This window comes from Mesorhizobium sp. YC-39, assembly GCF_025753795.1.
In the GTDB taxonomy this organism is placed as follows: domain Bacteria; phylum Pseudomonadota; class Alphaproteobacteria; order Rhizobiales; family Rhizobiaceae; genus Mesorhizobium.
Genome location: NZ_JAOWPS010000001.1, coordinates 1,543,914 through 1,559,140, shown reverse-complemented (window position 1 = coordinate 1,559,140; position 15,227 = coordinate 1,543,914). Strand labels below are relative to the sequence as shown.

General features: G+C 62.3%; 14 protein-coding genes. 6 read left to right on the top strand and 8 right to left on the bottom strand.

The window, feature by feature from the left end; genetic code table 11:
- Positions 1-310: 310 nt before the first annotated feature.
- Positions 311-1,495 carry a mannonate dehydratase gene (uxuA, locus tag OHD62_RS07365; RefSeq protein WP_263781805.1) on the bottom strand — a complete coding sequence of 395 codons (1,185 nt, stop codon included), beginning with the start codon at positions 1,493-1,495 and terminating at the stop codon, positions 311-313.
- 83 nt (positions 1,496-1,578) lie between these two features.
- Between uxuA and OHD62_RS07360 the strand changes: the two genes are divergently transcribed.
- A complete protein-coding gene (locus OHD62_RS07360) occupies positions 1,579-2,364 on the top strand; it encodes an SDR family NAD(P)-dependent oxidoreductase (protein ID WP_263781804.1) in 786 nt (261 codons plus the stop codon).
- 165 nt (positions 2,365-2,529) lie between these two features.
- Here the strand turns inward: OHD62_RS07360 and OHD62_RS07355 are convergent, their stop codons facing one another.
- The 7 genes from OHD62_RS07355 to OHD62_RS07325 all read right to left on the bottom strand — a co-directional run bounded on the left by OHD62_RS07355 (position 2,530) and on the right by OHD62_RS07325 (position 9,679).
- Positions 2,530-3,504 (bottom strand): ABC transporter ATP-binding protein, encoded by a 975-nt coding sequence (locus OHD62_RS07355; protein WP_263781803.1) that lies wholly within the window; start codon positions 3,502-3,504, stop codon positions 2,530-2,532.
- Positions 3,501-4,508 carry an ABC transporter ATP-binding protein gene (locus tag OHD62_RS07350; RefSeq protein WP_263781802.1) on the bottom strand — a complete coding sequence of 336 codons (1,008 nt, stop codon included), beginning with the start codon at positions 4,506-4,508 and terminating at the stop codon, positions 3,501-3,503. The genes OHD62_RS07355 and OHD62_RS07350 overlap by 4 nt, the downstream gene beginning before the upstream one ends.
- A gap of 2 nt (positions 4,509-4,510) precedes the next feature.
- Positions 4,511-5,428 carry a dihydrodipicolinate synthase family protein gene (locus tag OHD62_RS07345; protein WP_263781801.1) on the bottom strand — a complete coding sequence of 306 codons (918 nt, stop codon included), beginning with the start codon at positions 5,426-5,428 and terminating at the stop codon, positions 4,511-4,513.
- 11 nt (positions 5,429-5,439) lie between these two features.
- Positions 5,440-6,330: an ABC transporter permease gene (locus OHD62_RS07340; RefSeq protein WP_263781800.1), complete on the bottom strand. Its 891-nt coding sequence runs from the start codon at positions 6,328-6,330 to the stop codon at positions 5,440-5,442.
- The gene (locus OHD62_RS07335; protein WP_263781799.1) at positions 6,330-7,289 is read right to left on the bottom strand and encodes an ABC transporter permease; all 960 of its coding nucleotides are present in this window, start codon (positions 7,287-7,289) and stop codon (positions 6,330-6,332) included. The genes OHD62_RS07340 and OHD62_RS07335 overlap by 1 nt, the downstream gene beginning before the upstream one ends.
- 79 nt (positions 7,290-7,368) lie before the next feature.
- The gene (locus OHD62_RS07330) at positions 7,369-8,943 is read right to left on the bottom strand and encodes an ABC transporter substrate-binding protein (RefSeq protein ID WP_263781798.1); all 1,575 of its coding nucleotides are present in this window, start codon (positions 8,941-8,943) and stop codon (positions 7,369-7,371) included.
- 22 nt (positions 8,944-8,965) lie between these two features.
- Positions 8,966-9,679, bottom strand: a complete 714-nt coding sequence (locus tag OHD62_RS07325; RefSeq protein ID WP_263781797.1) for a FadR/GntR family transcriptional regulator — start codon at positions 9,677-9,679, stop codon at positions 8,966-8,968.
- 120 nt (positions 9,680-9,799) lie between these two features.
- Between OHD62_RS07325 and OHD62_RS07320 the strand changes: the two genes are divergently transcribed.
- The 5 genes from OHD62_RS07320 to OHD62_RS07300 all read left to right on the top strand — a co-directional run bounded on the left by OHD62_RS07320 (position 9,800) and on the right by OHD62_RS07300 (position 15,123).
- Positions 9,800-10,771, top strand: coding sequence for a Gfo/Idh/MocA family protein (locus OHD62_RS07320; protein ID WP_263781796.1), 972 nt, complete (start codon positions 9,800-9,802; stop codon positions 10,769-10,771).
- Positions 10,768-11,763: a Gfo/Idh/MocA family protein gene (locus OHD62_RS07315; RefSeq protein WP_263781795.1), complete on the top strand. Its 996-nt coding sequence runs from the start codon at positions 10,768-10,770 to the stop codon at positions 11,761-11,763. The genes OHD62_RS07320 and OHD62_RS07315 overlap by 4 nt, the downstream gene beginning before the upstream one ends.
- Positions 11,753-12,502: a hypothetical protein gene (locus OHD62_RS07310; protein WP_263781794.1), complete on the top strand. Its 750-nt coding sequence runs from the start codon at positions 11,753-11,755 to the stop codon at positions 12,500-12,502. The genes OHD62_RS07315 and OHD62_RS07310 overlap by 11 nt, the downstream gene beginning before the upstream one ends.
- A gap of 7 nt (positions 12,503-12,509) precedes the next feature.
- Positions 12,510-13,448: a dihydrodipicolinate synthase family protein gene (locus OHD62_RS07305; protein WP_263781793.1), complete on the top strand. Its 939-nt coding sequence runs from the start codon at positions 12,510-12,512 to the stop codon at positions 13,446-13,448.
- Positions 13,449-13,902: 454 nt separating this feature from the next.
- Positions 13,903-15,123 (top strand): sedoheptulose 7-phosphate cyclase, encoded by a 1,221-nt coding sequence (locus OHD62_RS07300; RefSeq protein WP_263781792.1) that lies wholly within the window; start codon positions 13,903-13,905, stop codon positions 15,121-15,123.
- Positions 15,124-15,227: the final 104 nt, after the last annotated feature.

Here is a 15,227-nt window from a genome sequence, read left to right as displayed (position 1 = left end):
GAATCGCAGGTTCAAGGAGCACGTTCTGTTCTAGAGGAGACTGGTACCGTTGGCTGGGATCCATAGCGAATCCCGCGCTATTGTTTCTATTCGCTTTTTTCCCGGTTTTTAAGACCGATATGTATCACAAAAGGTGTCACAATATGTAGCGCATTTACGGTGGCTCCACGGACACGAGCCGTCGAAGCCGCCGCTATATAGTGACATCCCCATGCAATGTCGACTCTGCTCGCCATCCTGCTTCCTTCCGCCGCGCCGGACGATAGCTGATGGACGGCGCGTTGTGGCGACCCACTGCCCGCCGAGACCGTCAAGCCAGCCCGAACCGCTCCACGGCGCGCATGATGCCGCGCAGTTCGGCGAGGCCTTTCAGCCGGCCGATCAGCGAGTAGCCGGGGTTGATTTTCTTCTTGCCGATGTCGTCGGCGAGCAGATGGCCGTGATCGGGCCGCATCGGAATTCGCCAGTCGGTGCGCCCTTCCCTACGGCGGCGCGCCTCTTCCTGCATCAAGGCGAGGATGACATGCGCCATGTCGGTGCCGCCCTCGAGATGCTCGGCTTCATAGAACGAGCCGTCTTCCTCGATGGTAACATTGCGCAGATGGACGAAATGGATGCGGTCTGCGAATTCCTTGACCATGGCGACAATGTCATTGTCGGCGCGGGTGCCATAGGAGCCGGTGCAGAATGTCAGGCCGTTGGCCGGACTGTCGACCGCATTGAGAATGAAACGCGCATCCTCGGCGGTCGAAACGATGCGTGGCAGGCCGTAGAGCGAGAAGGGCGGGTCGTCGGGATGGATGCACATGCGCACCCCTTCCTCTTCGGCCACAGGAATGATCTCGCGCAGGAACCAGGCAAGGTTGTCGCGCAATTCCTTCGCCCCGATCGCATCATACTCCGCCAGCGCCTCGCGAAAGCTGTCGCGGTTATAGCTGCGCTCGGTCGCCGGCAGGCCGGCGATGAGGTTGCGCTCGATCTGGTCGATCTTCCCGCTGCCCAGCTTCCTCAGTCGCAATTCCGCCTCCGCTACGCGGGTGGCACTGTAGTCGGCATCGGCATTCTTGCGCTTCAGCACGAACAGGTCGTAGGCCGCGAAATCGATCGCATCGAAACGCAATGCATAACCCGTCGTCGGCAGCCGGTAGGCCAGATCGGTGCGGGTCCAGTCGACCACGGGCATGAAATTGTAGCAGATCGTCGCGATGCCGGCCTTGGCAAGCGCGCGAATGCTGTCGCGATAGTAGCCGGCATAGCGCTCGCGTTCCGGCGCACCGATCTTGAAGGAGTTATGGACCGGGATGCTCTCGACGACCGACCAGGTCAGCCCAGCCGCCTCGATGATCCGCTTGCGTTCCTGAATGCTCTCGATCGGCCAGGCGCGCCCGTCATAGATATTGTGCAGGGCCGAGACCACGCCTGTCGCACCTGCCTGCTTGACATGATCGAGTGTCACCGGATCGTCCGGTCCATACCAGCGCCAGCACTGTTCCATTTACGGCTTTCCTTTTGCGAGAGGTTGGCAACTTATTGTTGGACCGCGATGGGAGTCGATAGCCAATGAAGGAGTTTTCGAAAATGAAGGATTTCGACGGCAAGGTGGCATTGGTGACGGGGACGACCGGGATTGGCCTTGCAACCACCAGACGCCTTGCGGCAGGGGGTGCTGCGATCATCGCCTGCGGCATCGACCGCGCGGCCAATGCAGCGATGAAAGCGGAACTGGAAAGTTCCGCAGCCGAAGCACTGGTCATAGACGCCGACGTCTCCGTGCCGGACCAGGTTCGCGACGCGGTCGCGGCCGGTGTCGAGCGGTTCGGCGGGCTCGATATCATCGTCAATTCGGCCGCGGTCCATCCATACGGAACCGCTGTTAGCACCGATTTCGACACCTGGAACCGGGCAATGACGGTCAATGTCGGTTCGATCTACCTGACGGCGCATTTCGGCATCCCGGAAATGATCCGCCGAGGCGGCGGCGCCATCGTCAACGTGGCTTCGGTGCAAGGCTTCGCCTGCCAGCAGAACGTTGCCGCCTATGCCACCACCAAGGGCGCCATCCACACGCTGACGCGCGCTCTGGCGCTTGACCACGCGCGCTCCGGCATCCGCGTCAATTCCGTCAGCCCAGGCTCGATCCGCACCCCGATCCTGGAAAAGGCAGCGCGCGGCGAGAACGGCACGGATGCCGATGTCGAAGCCGCCTACAAGCGTTTCGGCGAAGCGCACCCCATCGGGCGCATCGGCGAGCCGGAGGAAGTGGCGGAGCTCATCGCCTTCCTGTGCTCGGCGAAAGCCGGGTTCTGCACCGGTGCCGACTATAAGATAGATGGTGGCCTGACCGCCGGCATCGGCGTGAAATAGAACCATGAAGATCGGTCTTGGACTTACCGGGAATCGCTGACGCCAGACAGTTTGCGCTTTACCTGTCAGACTGGAAGCTGCCGCGATCGAGAATCTTTCGCCCGCTTCTGGTTCGACGTGCTGCTTGGCGGTCCCGATCGTCGAGATAGGCATAGACGAAGACCTTCATGCCGGGATGTCGTCGCGGATGCAAGCCTTGAGGTGTCCCGCCTCGGTCTTGCGCAATTCGGGCACCACGCCGGCGCAGGCCTCGATCGCATAGGGGCAGCGGGTACGGAACACGCAACCCGACGGCGGGTTGGCGGGGCTTGGAATATCGCCCTTGAGTATCTGGCGCTTCGAGCGCTTCGTCGGGTCCGGCGAGGGAATGGCCGACAGCAGCGCCTGCGTATAGGGGTGTTGGGGGCGGGCGTAGAGGCTCGCCGCCGGTGCGATCTCCATGATGCGCCCGAGATAGAGCACGATGACGGTGTCGCAAATATATTCGACCACTGCCAGATCGTGCGAGATGAACAGCATCGTCAGGCCGAACCGCAGCTGCAGGTCGCGCAGAAGGTTGATCACCTGTGCCTGGATCGAAACATCAAGTGCGGATACGGGCTCGTCGGCGACGATGAATTCAGGTTCCAGCGTGAGGGCGCGCGCGATGCCGATGCGCTGGCGCTGGCCGCCCGAAAATTCGTGCGCGTAGCGATCATAAGTGTCGACTGGCAGTTCGACGGCGGCGAGCGCCTTTTCGGCGCGCGCGCGGCGCTCGGCGCGGTTGCCGATCCTCTGGATATCCAGGCCTTCGGTGAGGATCTGGCCGATGGTCATGCGCGGCGACAGGCTGGCGAAGGGATCCTGGAAAATATACTGCATACTGCGGCGCTGGCGGCGAAGATCCCCTGCCCCCAGCTTGACGATGTCCTTGCCGTCGAAGCGTATCTCGCCCGACGTCGGTTCGATCAGTCGCAGCACTGAACGGCCAACGGTCGTCTTGCCGGAACCGGATTCGCCGACCAGCCCGACCACCTGGCCACGGGGAATGTCGAAGGAAATGTCTTGCAACGCCTTGACCACAGGCCCGCGCGAGAACGCAGTCGGGCCAAAATGCTTGGTCAGATTGCGAACAGTGAGATAGGGGGCCGGCGCGCTCATAGCTCCTCCCAGCGAATGCAACGGCTCGCCTGCGTCGGCGACATCTGGAACAACGGCGGCACGGCGGCACGGCAGGCGTTCATCGCCATCGAGCACCTCGGAGCAAAGGAACAGCCCTTGGGCAGCATGGCCAGCGAGGGGACGTTGCCGGCGATCGTCGGCAGCGGCGTGCCGGCCGCCTTCAGCGCCGTTGCCTGGCCAAGCCGTGGCACGGAGCGCATCAGGCCGATCGTGTAGGGATGGCGCGGATGGGCGAAAACTTCGCTCACCGGGCCGGTCTCGACGATGCGCCCGGCATACATGACGGCCACGCGGTCGGCGATTTCGGCAACCACGCCAAGATTGTGGGTGACGAAGAGGATGCCCATGCCGCGTTCGGCCTGAAGGTCGGCAAGCAGATCGAGGATCTGCGCCTGGATCGTCACGTCAAGCGCCGTCGTCGGTTCGTCGGCGATCAGCAAGGTCGGGTTGCATGCGAGCGCCATGGCAATGGTGGCGCGCTGGCGCATGCCTCCCGAGAGTTCGTGCGGGTATTGTTTCGCGCGCCGCGCGGGGTCCGGGATGCCGACCTGCGTCAGCAGGCGCACCGCCTCGGCTGCCGCCTCGCGATGCGATTTGCCAAGGTGAATGCGGATCGGCTCGGCGATCTGCTCGCCGATTGTGTAGACCGGGTTGAGGCTGGTCATCGGCTCCTGAAAGACCATGCCGATGTCGTTGCCGCGCACGCGGCGCAATTGCTCCGCGTCAAGGCCTGTCAGTTCGGTGACGGACCCGTCGCGCCGCCTAATCGAGATGTGGCCGTTGGCGATATGGCCGATCTTCTTCGCCAGCAGCCCGATGATGGAGAGGCTGGTGACCGACTTGCCCGAACCGGACTCGCCGACCAGCGCCACGGTCTCGCCGGAGCCGATCTCCAGATCGATATCTTGCACGGCAGCGATGTCGCGCCCCGCGATGCGGAATACGGCACGCAATCCGGCAATCTGGAGGATCGGCGCGTCCATTGTCAGCCGAGCAGGCCGACATCGCGCAGGATCGCGTCAACCTTGGCGGTTTCCTCAGCGTTGAGGTCGCGCTGCGGACGGGCCATCCTGTTGGTGGCAATGATGCCGAGGCTGCGCATGGCCGTCTTGAAGGAGCCGACGCCGGCCGAACCGGCGCTGGTGCGGCCGAGCGCGATCCAGACGATCTCGAACAGCTTCATAAGCCGCTCCTGCTCAACGCGGGCCTCGGCATGCTTGCCGGCCTGCATCAGGTTCCACATCTTGACGTAGCCATGCGGGTCGACATTGGCGATGCCCGGCACCACGCCATGCGCGCCCATGGCAAGGGCCGTGTCGACCATGATCTCAGAGCCGGTCATGCCGAAGAAGTTGGCGTCGCCGGCCATGTCCTTAAGCACGTAACGCAGATTGCCGTCGTCGCCGCTGGAATCCTTCAAGCCGGCGATGGTGCCTTCCCTGGCAAGCGTCACGGTCGTCTTGCGATCGAGCTTGATATGGACGCAAACCGGGATGTCATAGGCGATGATCGGAATGTCGATTGCGTCCTTGATGTAGCGGAAATGGTCGATGATCTCCGGCTGGCTCGTGCGTGCATAAAAGGGCGCGGTGACGACGATGGCGTCGGCGCCGGCCGACCTGGCGATCTTCGAATGGTTGATGACGCGGTCTGTAGTCGGGTCGATGACGCCGACAAAAATCGGCACGCGGCCGTTGTTGACCTTCACCGCGTGCTCGATGATCGCCCTGCGCCCGGCTTCGTCGTGGAAGACCACCTCGCTGGTCGAGCCAAGCACGAACAGCCCGTGGACGCCGCCATCGAGCAGGTTCTCCAGCGTTCGGGTGAAGGACGGAAAGTCGATGCTGTAATCGGCGTTGAGGGGGGTAACGACGGGCGGCACGACGCCGGTAAAAAGTGGCATTTTGAGAACCTTCAGTTGAGATCGGATCGGGGATCGAAAGCGTCACGCAGGCCGTCGCCAATGAAATTGATGGCAAGCACCGTGAGCACCAGAGCGGCACCAGGGAACATCCACTGCCAGGGGTATTGTTCGAGGACGACGGTGGAGCGGGCGAGATTGAGCATGTTGCCCCAACTCGCTTCGGGCGGCGCGATGCCAAGGCCGAGGAAGGAGAGGCCGGCTTCCAGCAGGATCGCGTTGGCGATCTGCAAGGTCGCGTAGACGACGAGGATGTCTATGCAATTGGGCAGGCCGTGACGAAACAGGAGATGCGGCAGCCCCGCCCCCATGCCGCGCGCGGCAACGACGAAATCACGCTCGCGCAGTTCGAGCAGGCGCGCCCTGACCATGCGCGACAGAACCGGCCATGACAGCAGCGAGATGACGAGGATTGTCGGTGCGATGCCGGTGCCGGCGATCGAAGCAAGCACCAGCAGGAAGATGACCGGCGGCAAAGTCATGGCGAGATCGACGAAGCGCATCGCGGTCGCATCGACGACGCGGCCGCCGAAGCTTGCGATGGCGCCGACGAGAAAGCCAATGACGATAGAGATCGCGACCGAGCAGACGGCAACCAGCAACGAAATGCGACCGCCTTGCAGAAGCCGCGCGAAGACGTCGCGGCCGACACCGTCGCTGCCGAGCCAATGGCTGGCGGACGGTCCCTTGTTCATGGCCTTCAGGTCGATCGCATTGGGCGCGTATGGCCACCACCAGTGATAGGTCATGACCGCCATCAGCACGGGGATCACGATAAACAGGCCGGCCCGTGCGGCGCGGTTCTCGATGAAGCGGTCGAGCGCACGGCGCAGCGGACCCTTGGTGCGCTGTATGGCTGGCGGTTCGATCGCGGCGACCGTCATCACGCCACCTGGATGCGTGGGTCGACGAAGGCGTAGGCGACGTCGGTGAGAATGTTGACCAGGATGACGCAGACACCGATCACTAGCGTGGCGCCCATGATGACGGGATAGTCACGCGTGCCGACGGCGTTGACCAGCAGCAGGCCCATGCCTGGCCAGTTGAAGACGCTCTCCAGGAAGATCGCGCCGCCGATGGCAATGCCCACGGTCGAGCCGATCAACGTGATGACCGGCAAGAGCGCGTTGCGGGTGGCGTGTTTGATGATCACCCAGAACTCGCGCACGCCCTTGGCACGGGCGGTGCGGACATAATCCTGGTTGAGCACTTCGAGCAGCGAGGCACGCATATAGCGCATGATCAGCGCCGCATGGCCGATCGACAGCAGACACGCCGGTAGGATTAGATGCGCAAGCACGTCAGAGATCGAGAATGGCGCGCCGGCGGTCTGCATGCCGCCAGAGGGCGCCCAGCGCAGCAGCACCGAGAAGAAATAGAGGCCGAGCAGCGCTGTCAGGAAGGCCGGGCTCGATATGCCGATGAAGGACAGCACGGACATCGCAATATCGGGCCAGGCGTTGCGGCGCACGGCGCTGTAGATGCCGGCGGCGATGCCGACGACGATGGCGATCGCCAGACCCAGGCCCATTAGCAGAGCCGTGGGTCCGATGCGCTCCATCACCAGCGGCAGCACCTGCACGCCGCTGCGCTGGATCGAATAGCCGAAATCGCCAGACAGCGCCGCGCGCAGCCAGCCGAAATACTGAAGCGGCAGCGGTTGATCGAGGCCGAGGCGGTCGCGCAGCGTTTCGAGATCGGAGGCCGACATCGGCACCGAAGGATTGATATAGGCATCGATCGGATCGCCCGGCGCCAGGCGCAGCAGAACGAAGATGAGGAGGCTCAAGGCGACCAGCATCAACAGTCCTGTGGCGCAGCGGCGGGCGATGAAACTCAGCATCGGCTTTCCGGAAGTGGATGGCGTGAGCCGGCATCGCGGAGGAAGCCGGCCCTATTGGCGAGGCGGGAGGCCCGCCTACCTACTGGATGTCCCAGGTCTCGGGATGAGCGGCATAGGGACCGCCGCCAGGCGCGGGCGTCCAGACGAAGTCCTTTAGCTTGTTGGAGGCAACGCCGTAGCGATTGGCCACCCACAGCGTTGCCCAGGGAAGATCCTTGTTCATCACCTTGCAAACATCCTGCCAGGCGGCATCGAGTTTCGACGCATCGGTTTCACCGAGCGCCTTGTCGAAAGCCGCGCTCAGATCGTCGAACTCGATGCGCATGGTGTTGAACCCAGCGGGCGGCAACTGCGACTTGTTCAGACCCGGATTGATGCCGGCCGGGTTCGGACCGTTCTGCAGACCGGCATAGACCATGGGGAATGCGTTCCAGTCCGGCGTGCCTTCCTTGTAGACGGTGCCGTTGTAGGTCGGCGTATCGACAACGCGCGGCACGACGTTGATGCCGACCTGGGCCAGCATGGACTGGATGGCGGCCATGACGTTGGCGGCCTGCGGCGAGCCGTAGTAGGTCAACAGGGTAATGGGCTTGTCGCCGTTGATCTTGTCCCAGCCGGCCTCGGTCAGCAGTGCCTTGGCCTTGGCCGGATCGTAGGCGTAGGCTTCCAGTCCTTCGGGGACCAGTTGCGGCGCGACATAGCCGCAATTGGCTGGTTTGGCTGCACCGCCATAGAGGCTCTCGATGATGGCGTTGCGGTCGATTGCGTACATGATCGCCTGACGTACCCTCAGGTCCTTGAACAGGTCGACCTTCTGATTGAGGCCGATATAGTTGACCACGTAGGAGCCGCCCTCGATCACCTTGAAGCTGGTGTCGGTCTTGAACGATGCCGCATCGTCGGGCTCGACATAGGTGAACTGAATCTCGCCAGCCCGCAGCGCTGCGACCGCTGCCGCCGGGTTCTCGAAATAGCGGTTGATCAGCACGTCGACCTTCGGCTTGCCGCCACGATAGTCGTCGTCCGCGGCCAGTTCGACATATTGGTCGGTGACGTATTTCTTGAACTTGAAAGGGCCGGTGCCGACCGGACTGGTCGACCACCAGGTGCTGGTCGCCAGCGACTCCGGAGACATCCCGGCAAGGGCATGCTCCGGCAGGATAAGCACCTGCGAAAGAATGGACAGGAAGGAGCCATTCGGCTTCGACAGCTTGACGATCACGGTGCTGTCGTCAGGCGTCTCGACCGACGCGACATCGCCGAGGCGTGCCGCGAGCAGGCTGCCGGAAGCCTTGTTCTTGGCGAGCTCGATGGTGAACTTCACGTCCTTCGACGTGAACGGCTTGCCGTCGTGCCAGCTCTCCTTGACCAGGTTGAACGTATAGGTCAGCTGGTCGCTGCTCATCGTGTAGTTCTTGGCCAGGTCGCCTTCGAGTTCGGTCAGCCCGGCGTTCCAGATGACCAGCGGTTCAAAATAGGTGCTGAGCCAGGTGAAGCCGCCAGTCGCGACCAGCGGATTGAAGTTCTTGGGGAAGCCGCCGGGACCGACGTCGAATCCGCCGGCGATGGTCTTTGGATTTTGTGCCTGCACGATGGTCGGCAGGCCGGTGCCGAGCAGCAGCGCGGCGGCAATGGCTATCGTCTTAATGCGCATGGTTTCCTCCCTTGGCATTTTTTCAAATTGTGCGGTTTTTGGCGATGACTTGCTGGATACCTCGGTAGTGGTCGTCGAGCCGGCTGCGTGCCCGGTCAACATCCTTGGCGGCGACCGCCTCGACGATTTCATGATGATCGCGCCAGGTGGCGAGCGGCGTCGGATTGTCGAGATTGGTGAAGTCCGAGGCCTTGTTGAATGCCACCCAGAAGATGTCGATGAGAGCGCTCAGCATGTGGTTGTTCTGGCAGCGGAACAGCATCTGGTGAAACTGCTGGTCTTCTTCGGCAAAGCTCTCGCTGCGCTCGGCCCGCTGGCGCATGCTTTCAGTCAGCCGGCGAAGCTCGTCGATGTCCTCAGTGCTGATCATCTCGATGGTTTTGGCGATCAGTCCGGTCTCGAGCACACGGCGGATCTCGCGCAGCTCCTCGACATCGCGCAGCGAGTCCTGCAGGCCGTAAGCCAGATTGTCGAGCAGCGGCTTGAATGAGAATTCCTTGACGAACACGCCGATGCCGCGGCGCGTCTCCAATATGCCGATCGATTCCAGCGCCTTGATCGCTTCGCGGACCGAATTGCGGCCAACACCGAGCTGCTGCGCCAGGAACGTCTCGGGCGGCAACGGATCGCCCGCCTTCAGCCTGTTCGCCTCGATATATTTCCGCAGGCTCTCCTGCACGCTCACATGCAGAAGCGGTGGTCGGCTGAGCGGTTCGATCGACTTCAATACCGGCATGTTGCTCCCTGCTCCCACTGTTGTCCGACGCCGAATAACCACATCGCGCGGGAGGTTGACGACTTGTCCTATAGCGACTTGTAGGATATCCTGCAAGTCGTTGGAGGAAATATCAGGGACATGAAGATCGTTTTGGCCGGCACGAGCCATTGGCACGCCGACATGCATCTCGATGCGGCGCGTGCCGCCGGGGCTGAAATCATCGGCGTGTGGGACGAGGACGAGGCGCAAACGAAGAGTTTTGCGGCGCGCAATTCGCTGAACGCGATTGCCGCATTCGAAGGCGTTCTGACGACACCTGCCGATCTGATCCTGCTGATGGGACATCCTTCGACCGTGCCCGCCAGGGCGCGCAGTGTGATCGAGGCTGATATCCCGCTTATCCTCGAGAAGCCGGCAGCGAGCAACACGGCGTCGCTGATCCAACTGCGAGACCTGGCGCATCGACGAAAAGCCTTCGTCAGCGTGCCTTTGCCCAATCGCTTCGGTCCGGCGGTTATCGCCTTTGAAGGACTGCGTAGGGAAGGCCGCGCCGGCCAACTTGCGCATGGTCACTTTCGTGTCGTCAACGGGCCGCCCGAGCGCTATGCCGCCGACGGCGTTGCCTGGGTGGTGGATCCCGCGATTGGCGGTGGCGGCGCATTGCGCAATTTGGGTATTCACGGTGTGGATGCCGCGCTGAGCCTCGCCAGTGGAAGCCTCCATCTCAAATCCGTATCGGTGGGCAACCGCATCCACCGGTCTCCGATTGAGGACTATGCGCTGCTGGTGCTCGAGGACGAGGCCGGCGCGCTGTTCACCGTGGAGGCGGGTTACACCTTCGCATCAATGCGGCCAGGCGGCGATTTCGAATGGCGTATCGTCAGCGCCAATGCCACGCTGATCGACCGCGGCGACAAGGCGACCTGCGCGACGCTCGACGACGCCGCGCTTGTCGATCTGCCGGTCGAGCTGCCGGCTACTCGCTACCGGCTCTGCATGCGCGACACGTTCGAACGGTTGCAGCAGAAGGTGGCGCCGGCAATCTCCATAGGCGACTATGTTGCGGCGATGTCGCTGATCGACGCCGCGTACCAGAAGGCAGGACGATGATTGGAATAGGCATTATCGGAGCAGGCGATTTCGGCGCGGCGCATGCGCGCGCGATCAGGGAGGTCGATGGCATACGCATCGTCGCGGCCTGCCGTGGAGACGCGACGGCGCTGGCCGCCTTCACGGCCGAACATGGCGGCAAGGGCTACACCGACTGGCGCAGGCTTCTCGAAGACAGCAACGTCGATGCCGTCGTCATCGCTGCCCCGCACGCATTGCATGCCGAAATGGCTGTAGGAGCGGCCAAAGCCGGCAAGCACATTATGCTCGAAAAGCCGATGGCGCGAACGGCGGCCGAATGCGAGGCGATCAACGCGGCGGTGAGGCAGAGCAGCGTCAAGCTGATGGTCGCCCACCTCCTGCATTTCTCGAAACCTTGCATGGCGGCGAAGAAGGTCATTGAGGCAGGCGAGATCGGCCGGCCACTGATCGGATCGAGCTGGATGATCAAGCTGTGGATGGAGCACAACCGACGTGACTGGCACCTGCGCAACGCCACCGGTGGCGGCATGCTGATGACCGCCGGCATTCACGCGCTCGACCGTCTTGTCTGGCTGATGGATGACGACGTCACCTCGGTGAGCGCCATGCTCGGCGCGAAGTTCCACGAACAGGAGGCCGACGACACCTCGATGCTGGCGCTGCGTTTCAAAGGCGGCGGCCTGGGCCAGGTGCAGAGCGTCGGCTATCGCAATGGCGCGGTCGGCTTTGCGATGGATCTGGTCTGCGAGCGCGGCACGTTGCGCATCGACATGGATCGCGGCACGATGATTGGTCGGGATACGGTGTGGACGGACCTGCCGGATTCGTTCGAGCCGGCCTGGATGCACAATGCGGTGAAACGCGAATGGGCAGCGTTGCGCGACGCCATCGTTCGGAACGAACCGGTACCGGTGACGGGCGCCTATGGGCGCAAGCTCATCGGCATCATCGAGGCAGCCTTTGCTTCGGATAAATCCCGCCGCGAGGAAACGATCGCCGATGCCGGCTGATACAAATGCAATTGCCGAGGCCATCGCCGAGGCTCACAGGGATCCGCGCCAACGCGTACCGGCATCGCGTTTCATCGACCTGACGCGCAATGAAGCACTGGCGATTCAAGGTGAAGTCATGAAGCTGCTTGGCGAAAGCGCGCCTGTCGCCAAGGTTGCGATGCCGCCCGATGGCATTGCGACGGGTGCGCCGATCCCCGTCGGTCTGGTCATCGACGACGGCGGAACCATCGAACTTGGCGAACGCGATCTCGCCGGGCTTGAGATCGAAGTGGCTGTCCGGCTTGACGCCGACCTGACGCCCGAGATCGCCAAGGCCGGGCGCGATGCCGTGTTGCAGACGGTCGAACATTTCGTCCTCGGTATCGAGCTCATCGGCTCCCGCATCGACGACCGGACCAAGGCCGGCCCTTTCGGTCCGCTGGCCGACAATATGGTCACTGGCGGCTATGTCACCGGCACGCAGATCCTGGCGCACGAGCCAAATGTCGATGGTCTGGCGATCACGCTTTCCAGCGACGGGGCCATCGTCCAGCGCGAGGTCGCCAAGTACCCATTCGGCGACGCCATCTCTCCCGTCATCGCTTTCGCTGGGATGGCCGACGATCATTTCGGCGGTTTCAGAGAAGGCATGGTGATTACCACCGGATCACTGTCGCCGCTGCTGATCGTTCCAAGGAAGGGTCGCATCGAGATCCACCTTGGCGACTTTGCGCCGCTTTCCTTGACGCTGCGCTAGCCGGACCATGAGCGATCATCTCTGCGCCCTCCCCGAACATGCGCCGCGCGGTATCTGGGGCGCCGTGATGCTGGCGGTGGGCCTGGATGGCAATATCGACTGGAGCGCCACGCAAGACACCGTTGCGCGGCTCTGCGCATTGGGCGTTCACGGCGTCTACTCCAACGGCACGGCATGCGAGTTCCATTGCCAGACGGAAGCCGAATTCGACCGGCTGAGCGAAATGGTGGCGCAAGTCGCCGGCGCTGCGAAAATCCTTTTCCAGATCGGCATCAGCCAATCCAACCCGCGCGTCGCACGCGAACGGCTGAAGCGCGTTGCCGGACTGAGACCCTCGGCAGTGCAATTCACCTTGCCGGACTGGTGGCCGCCGAGCGACGAGGAAGTGCTGTGTTTCGTTTCGGGCTTGGCCGAGGCGGCGCCGAGAACTCCTCTAGTGCTCTACAACCCGCCGCACGCCAAGCGGCGGCTGAGCCTCGAAACCATTGCCGCGCTGCGAACCGCGGTGCCCTCGCTTGTCGGCGCCAAACTACCCGGCGGCGACGCCAGCTGGTACGCCGACATGCGGCGCGAACTGCCAGGCTTTTCGGTGTTCGTGCCAGGCCACACGCTGGCGACTGGTTACGCGAACGGTGCGCATGGCAGCTATTCGAACGTCGCCTGCCTTAGCCCGACAGGGGCACTGGAGTGGTGGGCGCTGATACGAGCGGGGGAACAAGCAGCCGTCGAGATGCAGGCACGCATACAGGCCTTTCTCGCCGACCACGTCCTGCCATTTCGAGCGCGCTATGCCGTCAGCGACGCCGCCCTCGACAAGGCGATGGCGGCGGCTGGCGGCTGGAGCTCGATTGGACCCAGGCTTTTGTGGCCCTATTCATCGGTGCCCGAAGAGGAAATCGCACCACTGGCGACGGCCGCACGCACTGCCTTCGCCGAATGGTTTTAGTTGCGCAGCAAAGCGAGTTCATTTCTGGCGGCGCTGCTCAACTCAGCGACCAGCTTAGCATCCAGTTGCCAGACCGGCAGCTTACGTATCAGAAGCCCCAGCTTTGCCCTCCCCTCCAGTTCCGCCTTGGCCCGCGCCACTGCTGGTGGTCAATCCGGCGGAACTAGACGATTGGCGCCAGCACCAGAAAATCGGTGCCGCCGGACCAACGCTGTCCCTCCACACCGCAGAATCCTAGGTGCGACAAGGTCTGATCAGTTTTTCATCCGAAAGCTCAGGCTTACGGCCGTGATTGCAAATCGTGAATTTTCACTTCCGACGAACGGCGCATCGGTCGAACAGATGAAGCCGAACAAGTCGATACACAGTAGATGGTAGAGAATGCGGAGCAACTTTTGCTGAGATGTTCTCAAGCATGCCGATGAGTTGTTCTGCCCGAACATCGGGCTCAACCATGTGGACACCCACCCAAGAGCAGCTCTCCCTCCGGTCTTCCCGTGACCACACCTTCGATGTCACTCTTTTCGAGAGTCTCCACTCGTCGGATTTCTGCGGGTGGATCGAGGCCCATGCCCGCAATCGGACTGTGCTGGCGGTCACCACCCCTACTGTCGAGAGGCTCTATGGCAACGAGATCCGTGCAGCCTTTGCAAGCGTCGGTTTGAAGCCGTCCTGGCTGGTGTTGAACTGCACCGAGCGGACCAAGACCATGAAATCCGTGTTGACCGTTTGTCGCGCAGCCTCCGACGCCGGGATTGATCGCCGGGGTACTTTGGTGGCAATCGGGGGTGGTGTCTGCTCAGATATCGTTACCCTGGCCGCTTCGATGCTACGCCGGAGTTTGTCTCACCTTCGCATCCCCACCACCTTGATTGGGCAGGTCGATGCCGGAATCGGACTAAAGGGTGGCGTCAACTTCGGAGAAGGCAAGAACTACCTGGGTTGTTTCCACCCACCAGAAGCCGTCGCGGTGATCCCGTCATTGCTCAAGACCCTGGGCGTCGATACGGTCAGGCAGGGGCTGGCCGAGATGATCAAGGTCGCCTGTACCTCCGACACAGATCTCTTCCGGATGATCGAAGAGGCTCGCGAAGGTGGGCTGCAGTCCTGGGTCCTCAACGGCGACTCGTTGGCTCACGAGCCCATCCAGCGAGCCATCGCCGCCATGCTGGGAGAGCTTTCGAAGAATCCCTTCGAGGTCACATCCTACGAGAGGGCAGTGGATTTGGGTCACACGATCGCCCACCCGCTTGAAGCTTCAACCCATTACGAACTCCACCATGGCTTTGCCGTCGCGATCGACCTCGCTTTCTCCAGCGTCCTCGGTTGGTACCTCGGTTGGCTCAGGGCGGAAACGGCCCTGCGCATAGTGGATCTGCTGGTGGCAGTTGGTTTGCCGGTCTGGCACGAGCATCTGAACGAGGACTTGGTCTCGAGCTCGTTCCGGGCCGCTGCAAAGCATCGAGGTGGAAATATCAATATGGTGGTGCCGACCGACCTTGGCCGGTATCGCTTCCTCAAGCGAGAGGATCAGTGTCCGCCAGGACTGATATCGGAGGTTCTGACATATTTGCGCGCTCGCAATTGGCAGGAAGGCATTTCTAACAGCCGTTCGACTCAATATGGGGTGGAGCTTTCTGCTGAGGGAAATCTGGCCAGGATTGGCCTGCATTGAGCGCAGGGCCTTCCTGTCAAGGCCAAGTCCGGACCGGATTTCAGTTCATGGCGACGGCGATGTTTCCTGGTCCTGATCTCTCGCACCAGGGGTGAATTCTTCCC

Bases quoted from the DNA above. Each gene is read 5' to 3' on its own strand.
- uxuA (WP_263781805.1), bottom strand. From the start codon at position 1,495: ATGGAACAGTGCTGGCGCTGGTATGGACCGGACGATCCGGTGACACTC.
- OHD62_RS07360 (WP_263781804.1), top strand. From the start codon at position 1,579: ATGAAGGATTTCGACGGCAAGGTGGCATTGGTGACGGGGACGACCGGG.
- OHD62_RS07355 (WP_263781803.1), bottom strand. From the start codon at position 3,504: ATGAGCGCGCCGGCCCCCTATCTCACTGTTCGCAATCTGACCAAGCAT.
- OHD62_RS07350 (WP_263781802.1), bottom strand. From the start codon at position 4,508: ATGGACGCGCCGATCCTCCAGATTGCCGGATTGCGTGCCGTATTCCGC.
- OHD62_RS07345 (WP_263781801.1), bottom strand. From the start codon at position 5,428: ATGCCACTTTTTACCGGCGTCGTGCCGCCCGTCGTTACCCCCCTCAAC.
- OHD62_RS07340 (WP_263781800.1), bottom strand. From the start codon at position 6,330: ATGACGGTCGCCGCGATCGAACCGCCAGCCATACAGCGCACCAAGGGT.
- OHD62_RS07335 (WP_263781799.1), bottom strand. From the start codon at position 7,289: ATGCTGAGTTTCATCGCCCGCCGCTGCGCCACAGGACTGTTGATGCTG.
- OHD62_RS07330 (WP_263781798.1), bottom strand. From the start codon at position 8,943: ATGCGCATTAAGACGATAGCCATTGCCGCCGCGCTGCTGCTCGGCACC.
- OHD62_RS07325 (WP_263781797.1), bottom strand. From the start codon at position 9,679: ATGCCGGTATTGAAGTCGATCGAACCGCTCAGCCGACCACCGCTTCTG.
- OHD62_RS07320 (WP_263781796.1), top strand. From the start codon at position 9,800: ATGAAGATCGTTTTGGCCGGCACGAGCCATTGGCACGCCGACATGCAT.
- OHD62_RS07315 (WP_263781795.1), top strand. From the start codon at position 10,768: ATGATTGGAATAGGCATTATCGGAGCAGGCGATTTCGGCGCGGCGCAT.
- OHD62_RS07310 (WP_263781794.1), top strand. From the start codon at position 11,753: ATGCCGGCTGATACAAATGCAATTGCCGAGGCCATCGCCGAGGCTCAC.
- OHD62_RS07305 (WP_263781793.1), top strand. From the start codon at position 12,510: ATGAGCGATCATCTCTGCGCCCTCCCCGAACATGCGCCGCGCGGTATC.
- OHD62_RS07300 (WP_263781792.1), top strand. From the start codon at position 13,903: ATGTGGACACCCACCCAAGAGCAGCTCTCCCTCCGGTCTTCCCGTGAC.